The 15,851-nt window shown below is 73.5% G+C and carries 12 protein-coding genes; 6 read left to right on the top strand and 6 right to left on the bottom strand.

The features are described from left to right. The first annotated feature begins 103 nt into the window (after positions 1 to 103). Entirely contained in the window at positions 104 to 439 is a 336-nt protein-coding gene (locus tag ACZ3IL_RS21305) for a hypothetical protein (RefSeq protein WP_467392209.1), read from the top strand. A 112-nt stretch (positions 440 to 551) separates the two neighbouring features. After that, positions 552 to 836, top strand: coding sequence for a DUF6343 family protein (locus ACZ3IL_RS21300; RefSeq protein ID WP_467392207.1), 285 nt, complete (start codon positions 552 to 554; stop codon positions 834 to 836). Between the two features lie 39 nt (positions 837 to 875). On the opposite strand, the gene ACZ3IL_RS21295 is transcribed toward ACZ3IL_RS21300, so the two are convergent. The 3 genes from ACZ3IL_RS21295 to ACZ3IL_RS21285 form a co-directional block, all read right to left on the bottom strand. Next, positions 876 to 1,253, bottom strand: coding sequence for a tetratricopeptide repeat protein (locus tag ACZ3IL_RS21295; protein ID WP_467392205.1), 378 nt, complete (start codon positions 1,251 to 1,253; stop codon positions 876 to 878). Between the two features lie 156 nt (positions 1,254 to 1,409). After that, positions 1,410 to 2,033: a dephospho-CoA kinase gene (gene coaE / locus ACZ3IL_RS21290; protein ID WP_467392203.1), complete on the bottom strand. Its 624-nt coding sequence runs from the start codon at positions 2,031 to 2,033 to the stop codon at positions 1,410 to 1,412. 31 nt (positions 2,034 to 2,064) lie between these two features. After that, a complete protein-coding gene (locus tag ACZ3IL_RS21285) occupies positions 2,065 to 3,003 on the bottom strand; it encodes a PAC2 family protein (RefSeq protein ID WP_467392201.1) in 939 nt (312 codons plus the stop codon). 223 nt (positions 3,004 to 3,226) lie between these two features. Here ACZ3IL_RS21285 and ACZ3IL_RS21280 point away from each other — a divergent pair, with 223 nt between their 5' ends. Continuing rightward, positions 3,227 to 4,174, top strand: coding sequence for a right-handed parallel beta-helix repeat-containing protein (locus ACZ3IL_RS21280; protein WP_467392199.1), 948 nt, complete (start codon positions 3,227 to 3,229; stop codon positions 4,172 to 4,174). A gap of 109 nt (positions 4,175 to 4,283) precedes the next feature. On the opposite strand, the gene rpsA is transcribed toward ACZ3IL_RS21280, so the two are convergent. Next, on the bottom strand, positions 4,284 to 5,789 hold the full coding sequence (rpsA, locus tag ACZ3IL_RS21275; RefSeq protein WP_467392197.1) for a 30S ribosomal protein S1: 1,506 nt from the start codon (positions 5,787 to 5,789) through the stop codon (positions 4,284 to 4,286). Between the two features lie 347 nt (positions 5,790 to 6,136). Between rpsA and ACZ3IL_RS21270 the strand changes: the two genes are divergently transcribed. Both ACZ3IL_RS21270 and hrpB read left to right on the top strand, forming a co-directional pair. Next, complete coding sequence (locus ACZ3IL_RS21270; RefSeq protein ID WP_467392195.1) at positions 6,137 to 6,976, top strand: class I SAM-dependent methyltransferase; 840 nt, start codon at positions 6,137 to 6,139, stop codon at positions 6,974 to 6,976. Positions 6,977 to 7,171: 195 nt separating this feature from the next. Beyond that, positions 7,172 to 9,730 carry an ATP-dependent helicase HrpB gene (gene hrpB / locus ACZ3IL_RS21265; RefSeq protein ID WP_467392193.1) on the top strand — a complete coding sequence of 853 codons (2,559 nt, stop codon included), beginning with the start codon at positions 7,172 to 7,174 and terminating at the stop codon, positions 9,728 to 9,730. 101 nt (positions 9,731 to 9,831) lie between these two features. On the opposite strand, the gene ACZ3IL_RS21260 is transcribed toward hrpB, so the two are convergent. Further along, positions 9,832 to 11,718: a lytic transglycosylase domain-containing protein gene (locus tag ACZ3IL_RS21260; protein ID WP_467392191.1), complete on the bottom strand. Its 1,887-nt coding sequence runs from the start codon at positions 11,716 to 11,718 to the stop codon at positions 9,832 to 9,834. 310 nt (positions 11,719 to 12,028) lie between these two features. Between ACZ3IL_RS21260 and ACZ3IL_RS21255 the strand changes: the two genes are divergently transcribed. Beyond that, entirely contained in the window at positions 12,029 to 12,916 is an 888-nt protein-coding gene (locus ACZ3IL_RS21255) for a DUF4184 family protein (RefSeq protein ID WP_467392189.1), read from the top strand. A 105-nt stretch (positions 12,917 to 13,021) separates the two neighbouring features. On the opposite strand, the gene polA is transcribed toward ACZ3IL_RS21255, so the two are convergent. Further along, positions 13,022 to 15,733: a DNA polymerase I gene (polA, locus tag ACZ3IL_RS21250; RefSeq protein ID WP_467392187.1), complete on the bottom strand. Its 2,712-nt coding sequence runs from the start codon at positions 15,731 to 15,733 to the stop codon at positions 13,022 to 13,024. Between the last annotated feature and the right edge of the window lie 118 nt (positions 15,734 to 15,851).

Here is a 15,851-nt window from a genome sequence, read left to right as displayed (position 1 = left end):
ACGAGGCCCGCCGGGCGGGAGGGTGGGCCTGGACCGGGGCCGGACCCGCGGAACCGCCGTCCGCCGCCGCCCGCCGTCTCCGTCCGACAGAAGAGGATTCGACATGTCCGTTCGCCGGCGTCTCACGACCGCCACCGGGGCCGTGCTGCTCACCCTCGCCGTCGCCGGCTGCTCGGGCCTCGGCCGCAGCGCCGTGGGCACGATCTCGTACGAGACGGAAAGCGAGGTGGGGGTGGTGGTGACGAGCCCCTCGGTGAAGGGCTGCCACCGCCTGGCGCCGTCCGGCGCGACCGGGATCGAGAACGGCACCCTGGTCGACATCGTGCTGTACAAGACCCGGGACTGCCGGGGCGAGGACTCGACCTATCTGCCGGCCAACAGCGGTGACCGGATCGTGCCGGACACCCTCCCCTGGCGCAGCTACACCGTCGTCCACTGAGGCGCCCGCCGGGCACGTCCGCCCCTTTCCCCTTTCGCCCGCGGCGGGTCCATCCTGGAGGTGACCGGAGAGACCGGGCCGCCGGAAGGACCGGGGCGGGGAGGTGACCGTCATGCGGACCGGGAACGAGCCGGTGACCGCGCGCAGTCCTCTGCGGATGCGGTTCTGGCTGAGCGTGTGGGGGCTGCTGTGGGCGGCCTTCGGCACGGCCGCGTTCGCCCTGCTGGGACGTCCGGGCTGGGCCGCCGCCTGCGGGGCGCTGCTCCTGGTGGTCCTGGCCGATCTGGTCCTCGTGGTGCACCGCGTGCACCAGGGCCCGCACTGGCAGCCGGGAAGGGACGTCCCCCCGTACGCCCCCGATGGCGGTGGGACCGGCACGGAGCGGAAGGGGCGCTGAGCAGCGCGCACGCCCGCGTCCTCCGGCGCCCGGCGGCTCTCAGTCCTCCGGGCCCTCCGACCCGAACCCCGCGGCCCGGAGGTACTCCGGCTTCGGGTCGAGCGCGGCGGCGAGCCGGAAGTGCCGGGTGGCCTGGGCGGTACGTCCCGAACGCTCGAAGGTGCGGCCGAGGGCGAAGTGCGCGAACGCGTTGTCCGGCTCGCGCTCCAGGACCAGCTCGAACTCCAGCTGCGCGGGACGCAGCTGGGCGGCGGCGAAGAACGCCCGGGCGCGCAGCAGGCGCGCGGCCGTGTTCTCGGGGTGGGCGGCGATCACCGAGTCCAGCAGCTTCACGGCCCCCCGGGGGTCCCGCGCGGCCAGCAACTGCTCGGCGGCGCGGAAGTCGATGACGTGCGTTTCCGGGGTGCTGTCGGCCACGATGGCATCCTTCCCTCGTTCCCGGGGTTGAACACCGGTCCCGGCCTCGGCATTCCCCGGGCGCCCCCGGACGGAGGCCACGGCCCCGCCCGCGCGGGGACCGCCGGCCCTGACGGGACGGGGGCCGTCCCGACGGGACGCCGTGAGGGGCGCCGGTCAGGCGGAGGGGTCGGTCCGGGCGGCGGACGCGGCCCGTCGCTCCAGTTCTTCCCAGACCTTCCCGACCTGCGGCGCCAGAGCGTCGAGCGGCCCGTCGTTGTCGATCACGAGGTCCGCGACGGCCAGCCGCTCCGCGCGCGTGGCCTGGGCCGCCATCCGGGCCCGGGCCTCGGACTCGGTCATGCCGCGGAGCCGTACGAGCCGGTCGAGCCGGGTCTCCGGGGACGCGTCCACGACCACGACCAGGTCGTAGAGCGGCGCGAGCCCGTTCTCCGTGAGCAGGGGGACGTCGTGGACCACGACGTCTCCGGCGCCCGCCCCGCTCTCCAGCTCCGCCGACCGGGCCCCGACCAGGGGGTGGACGATGGCGTTGAGAACGGCCAGCCGGTCGGGGTCGGCGAACACGAGGGAACCGAGCTTCGGCCGGTCGAGCGTCCCCGCCTCCGTGAGGACGTCGTCGCCGAAGGCCTCCACGACGGCCGCGAGCCCCGGGGTTCCGGGCTCGACGACCTCGCGGGCGATCCGGTCCGCGTCGATCAGTACGGCTCCGTGCGAGACGAGCAGCCGTGACACTTCGCTCTTGCCGGCGCCGATCCCGCCGGTCAGGCCCACCTTCAGCATGGGCGGCAGCTTAGGGCCTGCCTCCGCGGGGCTACGCCTCGCCCTCCCGCTCCGCGAGGAAGCGCTCGAACTCGCGGCCGAGTTCGTCCGCCGAGGGAAGGTCGACGGGCTCGGCGACGAGACTGCCGCGGCTCTCGGCCCCGGCCACCGCGTCGTACTGGTGCTCCAGGCCCCGCACGAGCGTCACCAGCTCCTCGTCGCCCTCGCCGATCTGGCGGTCGATCTCGGTCTGGGTGCGGCGGGCCTCCGTCCGCAGGGAGTGGGCGACGCCCGGAAGGACCAGGCCGGTGGCGGCCGTGACGGCTTCGAGCACCGTCAGGGACGCGTCCGGGTACGGCGAGCGGGCCACGTAGTGCGGGACGTGGGCCGCGACCCCGAGGGTGTCGTGGCCGGCCTCGGTGAGCCGGTACTCGACGAGGGACTCGGCGCTGCCGGGAACCTGCGCCTCGTCGAAGGGGCTGGAGTGCCCGGGCATGAGGTCGGTGCGGCTGCCGTGCGGGGTGAGTCCGACCGGGCGGGTGTGCGGCACGCCCATGGGGATGCCGTGGAAGTTGACGGCGAGGCGCACGCCGAGGCGCTCGACGATCTGCTGGACGGCGACGGCGAACCGCTCCCACTCCACGTCCGGTTCCGGACCGGAGAGGAGGAGGAAGGGGGCGCCGGTGGCGTCCTGCACGAGGCGGACCTCGATGGACGGCGTCTCGTACGCGGTCCAGCGGTCGCGCCGGAAGGTCAGCAGGGGGCGGCGCGCGCGGTAGTCCACGAGCCGGTCGTGGTCGAAACGGGCGACCGGCTGGTGGGGAAGGGTGTCGAGCAGCCGCTCGACGATCTGCCCACCGGTCTCGCCCGCGTCGATGTAGCCGTCGAAGTGGTACAGCATGACCAGTCCGGCCGACTCCTGTGCCAGGGCCAGGTCCACGACGGCCAGGCCCTTCGGGTCCCATTCGTACAAATCCTGGGGATCAAGCACGGTTACCGCTCCTCCTCGTGTTCTCTCTGGCAACGTGCCGCGCGGCGCCGCCATTCCCGGTGCGCGCGATCTTCCGGGGAGCGGACACGAACTCCGGCCACTGGTACAGACCTTGACACGGACAGGGCGCCTCCCTACCGTCTCGGGACAGCTGCGCGTTCAGCATCCCGATCCTTGTGCACATACGGGAACCTCCCCTCATTCCTGCACCGGAAGGCATCCCATGCGCGTCCGAACGCTGCTCCTCCCCCTCCTCCCGGCCCTCCTCGCCGTTCCGCTCGTGCCCGCCCCGGCCGCCGCGGCCACCGTCGAGGTGAAGACGGCCGCCCAGCTCAAGACGGCCCTCGCCGGCGCCCGCCCCGGCGACACGATCCACCTCGCGGACGGCACCTACACGGGGAACTTCAAGGCCACCGTCCCCGGCACCTCCTCCGCCCGCGTCACCCTGACCGGCTCCCCGCGCGCCGTGCTGACCGCCGGGGGCGGCTACGGGCTCCACCTCGACGGCGCCTCGTACTGGACGGTGGAGGGGATCACCGTGACCGGCGGCCAGAAGGGGATCATGACCGATGCCGCGAGTTACGTGGTGATCGACGGGGTGACCGTGCACGGCCTGGACATGGAGGGGGTGCACTTCCGCAACTCCAGCAGGAACGGCGTCCTCAGGAACTCGCGGATCTACGACACCGGGAACGACGGACGGGGCATGGGCGAGGGGGTGTACGTCGGGACCGCCAACGCGCTCACCGACAGGAGCGACAACGCGCAGATCCTGAACAACGTCATCGGGCCGGACGTCGGCGGCGAGAGCGTCGACATCAAGGAGGGCACGACGGGGGCGAAGATCGTCGGCAACACCTTCGACGGACGCGGGCTGACCGGCGTCCACTACGACGACTCCTGGGTCGACGTGAAGGGCAACAACGTCCTCGTGGCGGACAACACCGGGGTGAACACGACGAACAACGGCTTCGAGACCCACAGCCAGCAGAGCGGCTGGGGCTGCGGGACGGTCTTCCGGGGCAACCGCTCGGACCTCACGGGCGCGACCGGGCCGCAGCGGCTCGCGATCAACGTCACCCACCGGAGCAGTTCGTGCGTGACCACGGTCTACGCCTCGAACACGGTGACCGGCGGCAACGGCCTGACGAACATCCCCGTCACGCCCTGAGGCGCCCGCGCCGGTGGCGGACGCTCCGGACGGAGAACGACGAGGCCCGCTCCCCCGGAGGGGAACGGGCCTCGTTTCGCTAGCGGCTAGCGTTCAGCGGAGAGCTTGTTCAGCTCTGGCCGCCGGCCAGCTTCTCGCGCAGGGCGGCGAGCGCCTCGTCCGACGCCAGGGCGCCGGAGTTGTCGTCCGACTCCGAGGAGTACGAACCACCCGAGATGCCCGCACCGGCGTTGCCGGCGGCCGGGGCGGCAGCGCCCTCGGCAGCGGCGGCCTCGTCGGCCTCGCGGGACTTGATGACCTGGGCCTGGTGCTGCTCGAAGCGGGACTGCGCCTCGGCGTACTGGGTCTCCCAGGCCTCGCGCTGGGTCTCGAAGCCCTCGAGCCAGTCGTTGGTCTCGGGGTCGAAGCCCTCGGGGTAGATGTAGTTGCCCTGGTCGTCGTAGGACGCGGCCATGCCGTACAGGGTCGGGTCGAACTCGACCGAGGCCGGGTCGGCACCGAAGGACTCGTTGGCCTGCTTCAGCGAGAGGCTGATGCGACGGCGCTCGAGGTCGATGTCGATGACCTTGACGAAGATCTCGTCGTTGACCTGGACGACCTGCTCCGGGATCTCCACGTGGCGCTCGGCCAGCTCGGAGATGTGGACCAGACCCTCGATGCCCTCGTCCACGCGGACGAACGCGCCGAACGGAACCAGCTTGGTGACCTTGCCGGGAACGACCTGGCCGATCTGGTGGGTCCGGGCGAACTGCTGCCACGGGTCCTCCTGCGTCGCCTTCAGCGACAGGGAGACACGCTCGCGGTCCATGTCCACGTCGAGAACCTCGACGGTGACCTCCTGGCCGACCTCGACGACCTCGGACGGGTGGTCGATGTGCTTCCAGGACAGCTCGGAGACGTGCACGAGACCGTCGACGCCACCCAGGTCCACGAAGGCACCGAAGTTGACGATCGAGGAGACGACGCCGGAGCGGACCTGACCCTTCTGGAGGGTCGTGAGGAAGGTCTGGCGGACCTCGGACTGGGTCTGCTCCAGCCAGGCACGGCGGGACAGGACCACGTTGTTGCGGTTCTTGTCCAGCTCGATGATCTTGGCCTCGAGCTCCTTGCCCACGTAGGGCTGGAGGTCGCGGACACGGCGCATCTCGACCAGGGAGGCCGGAAGGAAGCCGCGGAGGCCGATGTCGAGGATGAGACCACCCTTGACGACCTCGATGACGGTACCGGTGACGATCCCGTCCTCTTCCTTGATCTTCTCGATGGTGCCCCAGGCGCGCTCGTACTGGGCACGCTTCTTCGAGAGGATCAGGCGGCCTTCCTTGTCCTCCTTCTGAAGGACCAGGGCCTCGATCTCGTCGCCGACCTTGACGACCTCGTTCGGGTCGACGTCGTGCTTGATCGAGAGCTCGCGGCTCGGGATGACACCTTCGGTCTTGTAACCGATGTCGAGCAGGACCTCGTCCCGGTCGACCTTCACGATGACGCCGTCGACGATGTCGCCGTCGTTGAAGTACTTGATCGTCTCGTCGATCGCGGCGAGGAAGGCTTCCTCGTTACCGATGTCGTTGACCGCAACCTGCGGGGTGGTGGCGGTGGTCTCGGTGCTGCTCGTCATGTGGGAAAGGGCTCCGGTTACGGACAGAAAGTCGTAGGTACTGCTACGCCGAGAGCCCGTATCGCACCAAGAAGCCGGACAGCCAATGAGGCGGACCCCCCGCGAACGGGAAGAAGCCTCGAAAACCGAGGGGACATATACCAGGTACGAGCGCGGCCTGCTCCGTCTGAGGCACGCAGACCCGCAGCGCAACCTTTAGCATACGGAAGCGGCCGGACAGGGTCAATGCGCGAAGCGCGCACCCGGGGCAGATCCGCTCAACTCCGGCACTATTCACGGCTTCCCACGCCGTGTCGGCGGGGTCCGCCGCACGGCGGCACTGAGCGCAAACTACATCGGCGGGCGAGATGAACCAAGAGCACGGACACGAGGACGAGACCGGGAACGAGGCCGACGGGGCGGAGGCCACCCGGCGTGACGCGGGGGACGCGGAGAGCAGCCGGGCGAGCCGCGGATGGTGGGACCGCAACGCCGACGAGTACCAGAACGAGCACGGCTCCTTCCTGGGGGACGACCGGTTCGTGTGGGGACCCGAGGGTCTCGACGAGGCCGAGGCCGGGCTGCTCGGCCCGGCCTCCTCCCTGAAGGGCCTGGACGTCCTGGAGATCGGAGCGGGCGCGGCGCAGTGCTCGCGGTGGCTGGCGGCCCGGGGGGCGCGGCCGGTGGCGCTCGACCTCTCGCACCGGCAGCTCCAGCACGCGCTGCGGATCGGCGGGGACGTGCCGCTGGTGGAGGCCGACGCGGGGGCGCTGCCGTTCCGGGACGGCTCCTTCGACCTGGCCTGCTCGGCGTACGGGGCGGTGCCGTTCGTCGCCGATCCGGTGCGGGTGTTCCGCGAGGTGCGCCGGGTCCTGAGGCCGGGCGGCCGCTGGGTGTTCTCGGTGACGCACCCGATCCGCTGGGCGTTCCCGGACGAGCCGGGACCGGAGGGGCTCTCCGTCGCGGCCTCCTACTTCGACCGCACACCGTACGTCGAGCAGGACGAGCGGGGGCGGGCGGTGTACGTGGAGCACCACCGGACGATCGGGGACCGGGTGCGGGACGTGGTGGCCGGCGGGTTCCGGCTGCTGGACCTGGTCGAGCCGGAGTGGCCCGCCTGGAACAGCCAGGAGTGGGGCGGCTGGTCCCCGCTGCGGGGGAACCTGATCCCGGGCACGGCGATCTTCGTGTGCGAACGGGCGGAGTGACGGGACGGGCGGGGCGGGCCGGCGACCGGGCGGACAGGAGGCGGGCGGACGGGGGCGGACGGGGAGGCGAACGGCCGGGCGGCGGCGTCATCGCGGGCCCGCAGAACGACCGGACCGGTCATACCTGTCGTACTTACAGGTGGGCCCTGTGGACAACGGGACCCGTCTCTTTCCCGGGCGTACGAGACTGAGTGCGTGATCCGAAACGACGTACTCGACCGCCTCCCCGTCCGCCACGCCGTCCCCGAACTGCTCGCAGCGCTCGCGGAGCGCGGCACGGCGGTGCTGTCCGCTCCTCCCGGCACCGGCAAGACGACGCTGGTGCCGCTGGTGCTGGCGGGGCTCGTGGGGGACGCGCCGGCACGCCGGGTGCTGGTGGCCGAGCCGCGCCGGATGGCGGTGCGGGCGGCGGCGCGGCGGATGGCGTGGCTGCTGGGCGAGGAGGTCGGCGGCGCGGTGGGTTTCTCCGTGCGCGGTGAGCGGCGGACCGGCCCCGCGACCCGGGTGGAGGTGGTGACCACGGGTGTTCTGCTCCAGCGGTTGCAGCGGAACCCTGAGCTGGCGGGCGTCGACGCGGTCCTGCTCGACGAGTGCCACGAGCGGCATCTGGACGCCGACACGGCCATGGCCTTCCTGGTGGACGTGCGGGCGACCCTGCGGCCGGAGCTGGAACTGGTCGCGGCCTCGGCGACGAGCGACGCCGAGGCGTGGTCCCGGTTGCTGACGGTCCTCGACGGCGGCGGGCCCGCCCCGATCGTGCGGAGCGAGGGCGAGGGGCACGGGTACACGGTCCTGTACGCCGCGCCGCCCGCCGGGATCAGGCCCGCGCACGGCACCTGGGTGGACCCGGCGCTGCTGCGTCACGTGGCGGCGACGGTCCGGCTCGCCCTGGAGCGGCAGGAGGGCGACGTCCTCTGTTTCCTGCCGGGCACCGGGGAGATCGCGCGGACGGCGGGGCTGCTCGCCGACCTGGACGCCGAGGTGCTCCAGCTGCACGGACGGGCCCCCGCGGCGGTGCAGGACGCGGTCCTGCGGGGCACCGGCCCGGGCGGACGGCGCCGGGTGGTGCTCTCGACGTCGGTGGCGGAGTCGAGCCTGACGGTTCCGGGGGTGCGGGTCGTGGTGGACTCGGGGCTCGCGCGGGAGCCCCGGACGGACCACGCCCGGGGGCTCGGATCGCTGGCCACGGTGCCGGTGTCGACGGCCGCGGCGACCCAGCGGGCCGGCCGTTCGGGACGCGAGGCCCCCGGTGTGGTCTACCGCTGCTGGGCGGAGGCGGAGGACGGCGGCCGGGCCCGTTTCCCCTCCCCCGAGATCAGGATCGCGGACCTGGCGGACTTCGCCCTGCGGGTCGCCTGCTGGGGCGATCCGACGGCCGGGGGGCTCGCGCTCCTCGACGCGCCGCCGGCCGGGGCGATGGAGGCGGCCCGTGCGGTCCTCGGGTCGGTCGGGGCCGTGGACCCGGCGGGCCGGGCCACGGACCGGGGGATGCGGTTGTCCCGGCTCGGGCTCCATCCCCGGCTGGGCCGTGCCCTCCTCGACGGCGCGGCGGAGGTCGGGGCGCGGCGGGCCGCCGAGGTCGTCGCGCTGCTCAGCGAGGAGCCGCCGCGCGCGTACGGGGACGATCTGGCGGCGGTCTGGCGGGCGGCCCGCCGGGGCGCGGACGGGTACGGCGCGCGCTGGAGGGCGGAGGCCCGCCGCCTGGAGAGGGCGGCGGGCGCGGCCGGGGACGCGGCGACCGGGGAGGGCTCCGCGAGCGCGGCCGGAACGAGCGACGACGCCGTGGCCGGTCTGGTGACGGCGCTGGCCTTTCCGGAACGGGTCGCCAGGGCCCGGGAGCAGGGCGGCCATCTGATGGTGTCGGGGAGCGGGGCGCGGCTCGCCGAGGGTTCCGGCCTGGCGTCCGCGCCGTGGCTGGCCGTGGCGGTGGCGGACCGTACGGCACGGGACGCCACGGCACGGGTACGGCTGGCGGCGGTGGTGGACGAGGCCGTGGCCCGGCGTGCGGCCGGGCACCTGCGGTCCGCCGGGGAGGAGGTGCGCTGGGAGGACGGGGACGTGGTCGCGCGGTCGGTGGACCGGCTGGGCGCGATCGAGTTGACGGTCCGGCCCCTGGGCACCGGGGCCGACCCCGCGCTCGTCCGGAAGGCGCTGCTCGACGGCCTGCGGCGCGAGGGGCCCGGGCTGCTGCGGTGGAGCCGGGAGGCCGTGGAGTTGCGCGAGCGACTGGCCTTCCTTCACCGGGAGGTGGGAGAGCCGTGGCCGGACGTGGCGGACGGGGCGCTGGTCGACCGGGCCGGGGAGTGGCTGGAGCCCGAGCTGTCACGGGCGGGGCGGCGCGCCGATCTGGGGAGGATCGACGCGGGTGAGGCCCTGCGGCGGCTGCTGCCGTGGGCGTCGGGCGAGGCGGGGCGGCTGGACGAGCTGGCCCCGGAGCGGATCGAGGTGCCGAGCGGATCGCGGATACGGGTCGCGTACGGGGGCGACCGGCCGGTGCTGGCGGTGAAGCTCCAGGAGATGTTCGGGCTGGCGGAGACGCCCCGGGTGGCGGGGGTCCCGGTGCTGGTCCACCTCCTCTCCCCCGCCGGGCGGCCCGCGGCGGTCACCGCCGACCTGGCGTCCTTCTGGCGGGACGGGTACCGGGCGGTGCGGGCGGAGTTGAGGGGGCGCTACCCGAAGCATCCGTGGCCGGAGGACCCGTCCGCCGCGACGGCGACCCGGCACACGCGTGCGCGGATGGGGGGAGCGCGGTGACGGGTGACGGGAGGGGGTGCGGCGGCGCCGGGAACGCGGACGCCGCCCCGTCCGGGGAGGACGGGGCGGCGCGCAGGGGACACGGCGTGGAGGCGCGGGTGTCAGCCCGAGGAGGAGGGGGTGGAGCTGGGCGAGGAGGTGGCTCCCGACGAGGGGGTGCCCCCGGGCGCGGGGGTGGCCTCGGGCGACGCGGGGGCCGAGGGCGTCGGTTCCGGGGTCGGCGTGGGCGTGGGTGTGGGGGTAGGCGTGGGCGTGGTGGCCGGCGCGGTGACCTTCAGCTCGACGAAGGTGGTGCCGCCGCCGGGCGCGACCAGCCGGAGGTAGAACGTGCCCGCCTTGTCGCCCGCGAGGAGCGATCCCTTCGCGAGGGTGAGGAGGCCGTCCTTGCCGGTCGAGAGGGTGAGGGTGCGGGAGGAGGTGCTCCTGAAGAGCGGCCCGTCGGTGCTGGTCTTCGGGTCCGTCCTGGAGTCGACGACATCCGCGGTGACGAGCACCCCCGGGGCGAGGGCCTTGTTGTGGGTGGCCTTCACCTGCACCTGCTGGTCGAAGGCGCCGCCGGTGGTGGCCGACAGGGAGCCGTCGCCGACGCGGACGAGGGTGTCCGCCTGCCGTTCCGTGACGGTCGCGGCGAAGTCGGCGACCAGGTTCCGGCCCACGACGGTGGCCCGGACCGTGAACGATCCCGTCTTCCCGCCGGCCCGCAGCGCGGGAGAGGTGGCGTTGCCGGCCGAGGTGGTGGTGACGGTGGCGGTGGTCGCGCCGCCGGAGAAGCGGGAGTCGGTGCTTCCGACGATCTCGAAGCGGATCCTCACCCCGGCCATCGGCTTGCCCAGGGCGTCGAGTGCCGTGACCCGGGGGGCTCCCGTGAAGTCGCTGTCCGTGGTCGTGGTCAGCCGGCCGTTGGCCACGATCACGAGCCGCGTCACCTTGGCGGCGGGCAGGACGACCGGCGGCTTCGCCGGCGGGTTGGCCGAGGGCTTGGCGGGACTCGTCGGCGACGGAGCGGCCGGCCCGGAGCCGCCCGGCGCGGACGGCTTCGGCGTCCCGGTGCCCGGCCGGGGCGCGGGGGTCGTCGGGGCGGGCGAGAACGGCGTGGTGAGGGGGGGACGGCTGCCGCCGTTGTCGCTGCGGTCGATCGGCAGCACTCCCGTGCCGTCCGGAACCTGGTGGGTGCCGCGCTTGTAGTACTCGACCCAGGACAGGACCGTGTTCAGGTACTCCGTCGAGCGGTTGTAGCTGAGGATCGCCCGGTCGAGGTCGGCCCTGAGCGCGAGGTTGCGGTCGTTGGCGCACAGGTAGAGGCCGGCGGCCTGTGCCGCGTCGTAGATGTTGTTCGGGTCCTTCTTCCCGTCGCCGTTGGCGTCCTGGCCCCATGTGGCCCAGGTGGACGGGATGAACTGCATCGGGCCGACGGCGCGGTCGTGGACGGGGTCGCCGTCGTAGGCGCCCCGGTCGGTGTCGGAGATGTTGGCGAATCCGACGCCGTTGAGGACGGGACCGAGGATCGGCGAGAGGGTCGTGCCGTTGGGGTCGACCCGGCCGCCGCCCGCCTGCCCGGACTCGACCTTGCCGATGCCGGCGAGCAGCTGCCACGGCAGGTTGCAGCCGGGGTCGGTCGAGCGGATGGACTGCTCGGCCCGCTTGTAGGCGGAGAGGACGGTCGCGGGTATGCCGGCCTCGGCCGGGCCGGTGATCACCGGCAGGACGGTGCCCGCCCCGGGGGTCGCCCCGGGCTTGTTCGGCGTGTTCAGCGGCGGCAGGTCCGTGTAGTACGGCGAGTCGCCGGTCGCGGAGCCGCCGGTCGCGGTGCCGTCGCCGGACGGCTGGACGGAGTCGCCGGCGCCGATGGCCCGGTCACCGCTCGCGTTGTCCGTGGCCGGCGGGGTCGCCTCCGGTGCCTGCGAGGCGGCGAGTGCGGCGACCGCCGCGGCCACCACCGCCCCGCTGGTGGCCCCCCTGCGCAGCCGGCGTCCGATGCGCTCCGTCATGTTCTTCGTCCCCTCCCCGTCGACTACGGTTCCGCGCTCCCCGCGCGTGGCCTCCGGCGACCTTATGCCAAGTCCGGATCGCCGCCTACCGGTGCGTAACCTTGTTTCACGCTTTCGTCACCTCCTGGCCGCCGCCCGCCCGGACGGGTACGGGAACCGGCAGGAGGGTCCGGCTCCTCTTGTACTGCAAGCGATCACTCGCCGACAACTTCCAACCAAAGACCGACAATCAACGACCGGCCATCAGCGATCGGTCCTCGACGGTTGTCGTCCGACGCGGCCGTCACCGCCGGAACTCCGGGAGCCCGCCTTGCCTTTCACGCTGAGCCACGCCGCCGCCGTACTGCCCGGCCTGCGCCGGAACGGGACGGCGCGCGGGCCGCTGGTCGCGTCCGCTCTCGTCGCGGGTTCCTTCGCGCCCGACATGACCTACTTCGCCGCCACGGCGCTCCCCGGGGCGATGGCCTTCGGGGACGTCACGCACTCCCCCGCCGGGATCGTCACGGCCGACGTCCTGATCGCCGCCGTGCTCCTCGCCCTGTGGCTGACCGTGCGCGAACCGCTCGCGGCGCTGCTGCCCGCCCGGTGCCGGGGCAGGGTGTACGGGCTCGCCGTGGGCCGTCCCTGGCGGGGCGCGCGCCCGGCCGCGTTCGCGGGACGGTTCTTCCTGTCGGCCGTCCTCGGCGCCACGACCCACGTGCTGTGGGACTCGTTCACCCATCTCGACCGCTGGGGCACCCGGGCGGTCCCCCTCCTCGGCGAGATCGTGGCCGGCTTCCCGTTCTACCTCTACGTCCAGTACGGCAGTTCGGCGCTGGCCCTGGGGCTGCTCGGCTGGTTCGCGGTCCGGGCGCTGCGCTCCGCCGCGCCGGTGGAGCTGCCGCCCGGGGTACCGGTCCCGGGCCGCCGCGGACGGTTCGTCGCGGCCGGCCTCATCGGCGGCTGCGTCCTCGCCGGGATCGCCCACCGGGTGCTGCGCTGGGCCGCGTACTGGGGCTGGGACCGGATCGAGACGCCCCTGGACGTCATTCCGACGGCGTGTTTCGGGGCGGGCGCCGGGCTCGCCGCCGGACTCGTGCTGTACGGGGCGGGCGCGCGGCTGCTGGGACCGTCGCCCGCGGCGGGGGAGGAAGCCCCCGGCCCGGAGGGAGAGGACCGGGCGTCCCGCTCCGGGCGCTCCCGTCAGGGGGCGCGCTGACCCCGCCGGGGCGGGCGGAGCCGCAGCCCGCTCCGGGCCGGGTCCGTCCGTCCCGGGCCCGCCCCGCGTCCGGCGCGAGGAGCGGAGCGGGCCCGTGGGGCGGCGTCAGTGCGCGGCGGACTCCCAGTCCGGGCCGACGCCGACGGAGACGTCGAGCGGGGCGCGCAGGTCGGCCGCGCCGGACATCTGCTCGCGGACCAGGGCCTCGACCCGCTCGCGCTCGCCGGGAGCGAGTTCGAGCACGATCTCGTCGTGGACCTGGAGGAGCATCCGGGAGGCGAGGCCCGCCTCCGTCAGCGCCCGGTCCACGTTCAGCATGGCGACCTTCACGATGTCGGCGGCCGTGCCCTGGATGGGGGCGTTGAGCGCCATCCGCTCGGCGGCCTCGCGGCGCTGCCGGTTGTCGCTGTTGAGGTCGGGCAGGTAGCGGCGGCGGCCCAGCATCGTCTCGGTGTACCCGGTGGCGCGGGCCTCGTCGACGACCCGGCGCAGATAGTCCCGCACCCCGCCGAAGCGCTCGAAGTAGGTCTCCATCAGGACGCGGGCCTCGGCCGGGTCGATGGTCAGCTGCTGCGCGAGGCCGAAGGCGGAGAGGCCGTAGGCCAGACCGTACGACATGGCCTTGATCTTGCGGCGCATCTCGGCGTCCACGGCGGACCGCTCGACTCCGAAGACCTGGGAGGCGACGGTGGTGTGCAGGTCCTCGCCCGAGGTGAAGGCCTCCAGGAGGCCCTCGTCCTCGGAGAGGTGGGCCATGACCCGCAGCTCGATCTGGCTGTAGTCGGCGGTCATCAGCGCCTCGAAGCCCTCGCCGACGACGAAGCCGTGCCGGATGGCCCGGCCCTCGTCGGTGCGCACCGGTACGTTCTGCAGGTTCGGGTCGGTGGAGGAGAGACGGCCGGTGGCGGCGACGGTCTGGCTGAAGGTGGTGTGGATGCGGCCGTCGGCGGCGACGGCCTTGATCAGGCCCTCGACGGTGGAGCGGAGCCGGGCCTGCTCGCGGTGGCGGAGCATGATCACGGGCAGTTCGTGCTCGGTCTGGCCGGCCAGCCAGGCGAGCGCGTCGGCGTCGGTCGTGTACCCGGTCTTGGTCTTCTTGGTCTTCGGGAGGTTCAGCTCGCCGAAGAAGACCTCCTGGAGCTGCTTGGGCGAGCCGAGGTTGAACTCGTGGCCGACGGAGGCGTGGGCCTCCTTCACGGCCTGCTGGACGGCGCCGGCGAACTGCTGCTCCATGGCCTCCAGGTGCTCGCGGTCGGCGGCGATGCCGTGCCGCTCCAGCCGGGCGAGGAGGGCGGAGGTGGGCAGCTCGACCTCGTGGAGCAGTTCCCCGGCGCCGACCTCGCCGAGCCGCGCGTCGAAGGCGTCGCCGAGGTCGAGGACGGCGCGGGCCTGGGACATGAGGGCCTCGGCCTCCGCGGTGTCCTCGGCGCCGAAGGCGAGCTGTCCGTCCGCGGCGGCGGCCGGGGCCAGCTCGCGGCCGAGGTACTCGACGGAGAGCGCGTCGAGGGCGAAGGAGCGCCGGCCGGGCTTGACGAGGTAGGCGGCGAGGGCGGTGTCCATGGTGACGCCCGCGACGGACCAGCCGTGCTCGGGGAAGACCCGCATGGCGGCCTTGGCGTTGTGCATGACCTTGGGGCGGTCGGGGTCGGAGATCCACGCCGCCCAGGCCCGCTCGTCGGCCTCGTCGATCTCGCCGGGGTCGAACCAGGCGGCGGCTCCCCCGGCGGCGGCGAGGGCGATCTCGCTGACGTTGCCGGTGCCCAGGGCCCAGCTGTCGACCGTGGCGACGCCGAGGGGGCCGGTGCCGTGCTCGGCGAGCCAGGGGGCCAGTTCACCGGCGGAGAGGACGGAGGCGTCGAGCTCGACGCCCGCCGCCGGGGCCGGCGCGGCCTCCTCGCCCGCGCCCGGGTCGACCGCGAGGAGCCGCTCGCGCAGCGAGGGGTTGCGGATCTCCAGGGTGTCGAGGACGAGGGCGACGGCCGCGCGGTCGTACGGCTCGCGGGCGAGGTCGGCCACGGTCTTCGGCAGCTCGACGTCGCGGACCATCTCGGTCAGGCGGCGGTTGAGCTTGACCGACTCCAGGTGGTCGCGGAAGTTCTGCCCGGCCTTGCCCTTGACCTCGTCGGCGCGCTCCACCAGCTCGGCGAAGGAGCCGAACTGGGTGATCCACTTGGCGGCGGTCTTCTCGCCGACGCCGGGGATGCCGGGCAGGTTGTCGGACGGGTCGCCGCGCAGGGCCGCGAAGTCGGGGTACTGCGCGGGCGACAGGCCGTACTTCTCCTGGACCTTCTCCGGCGTGAAGCGGGTCAGCTCGGAGACGCCCTTGGTCGGGTAGAGCACGGTGACGTGGTCGCTGACCAGCTGGAAGGAGTCCCGGTCGCCGGTGACGACGAGGACGTCGAAACCCTCGGCCTCGGCCTGCGTGGCGAGGGTGGCGATGACGTCGTCGGCCTCGAAGCCGTCGACGGCGAAGCGCGGCGCGTTCATCGCGTCGAGCAACTCGCCGATCAGCTCGACCTGCCCCTTGAACTCGTCGGGCGTCTTCGAACGGTTCGCCTTGTACTCCGGGAACTCCTCGGACCGCCAGGTCTGCCGGGACACGTCGAACGCGACCGCGAAGTGCGTGGGCGCCTCGTCGCGGAGCGTGTTCGCCAGCATCGAGGCGAACCCGTAGATCGCGTTCGTCGGCTGTCCGGTCGCGGTGGTGAAGTTCTCCACGGGCAGCGCGAAGAACGCCCGGTACGCGAGCGAGTGCCCGTCCATGAGGAGCAGGCGGGGGCGGGTGTCTGCGGTCTTCTTCGATGCTGTCTGGGCCACGGGACGATCCTGCCACGGCCCACCGACAATCCCGTCCTCACCGGTCGGGGTGCCGGGCCGCCGGTGCCCCGTGACAGGATCGGGGCGTACGCCGCAGGATGGATCGCTCAAGGGAGAG

The sequence above is a fragment of the Streptomyces sp. NPDC014907 genome, from assembly GCF_055562975.1.
This window is presented reverse-complemented; position numbering and strand designations above follow the sequence as displayed.

Coding starts and splice junctions, on each gene's coding strand:
- ACZ3IL_RS21260 (WP_467392191.1), bottom strand. CDS start 11,718: ATGACGGAGCGCATCGGACGCCGGCTGCGCAGGGGGGCCACCAGCGGG.
- coaE (WP_467392203.1), bottom strand. CDS start 2,033: ATGCTGAAGGTGGGCCTGACCGGCGGGATCGGCGCCGGCAAGAGCGAA.
- ACZ3IL_RS21305 (WP_467392209.1), top strand. CDS start 104: ATGTCCGTTCGCCGGCGTCTCACGACCGCCACCGGGGCCGTGCTGCTC.
- ACZ3IL_RS21270 (WP_467392195.1), top strand. CDS start 6,137: ATGAACCAAGAGCACGGACACGAGGACGAGACCGGGAACGAGGCCGAC.
- rpsA (WP_467392197.1), bottom strand. CDS start 5,789: ATGACGAGCAGCACCGAGACCACCGCCACCACCCCGCAGGTTGCGGTC.
- ACZ3IL_RS21300 (WP_467392207.1), top strand. CDS start 552: ATGCGGACCGGGAACGAGCCGGTGACCGCGCGCAGTCCTCTGCGGATG.
- ACZ3IL_RS21280 (WP_467392199.1), top strand. CDS start 3,227: ATGCGCGTCCGAACGCTGCTCCTCCCCCTCCTCCCGGCCCTCCTCGCC.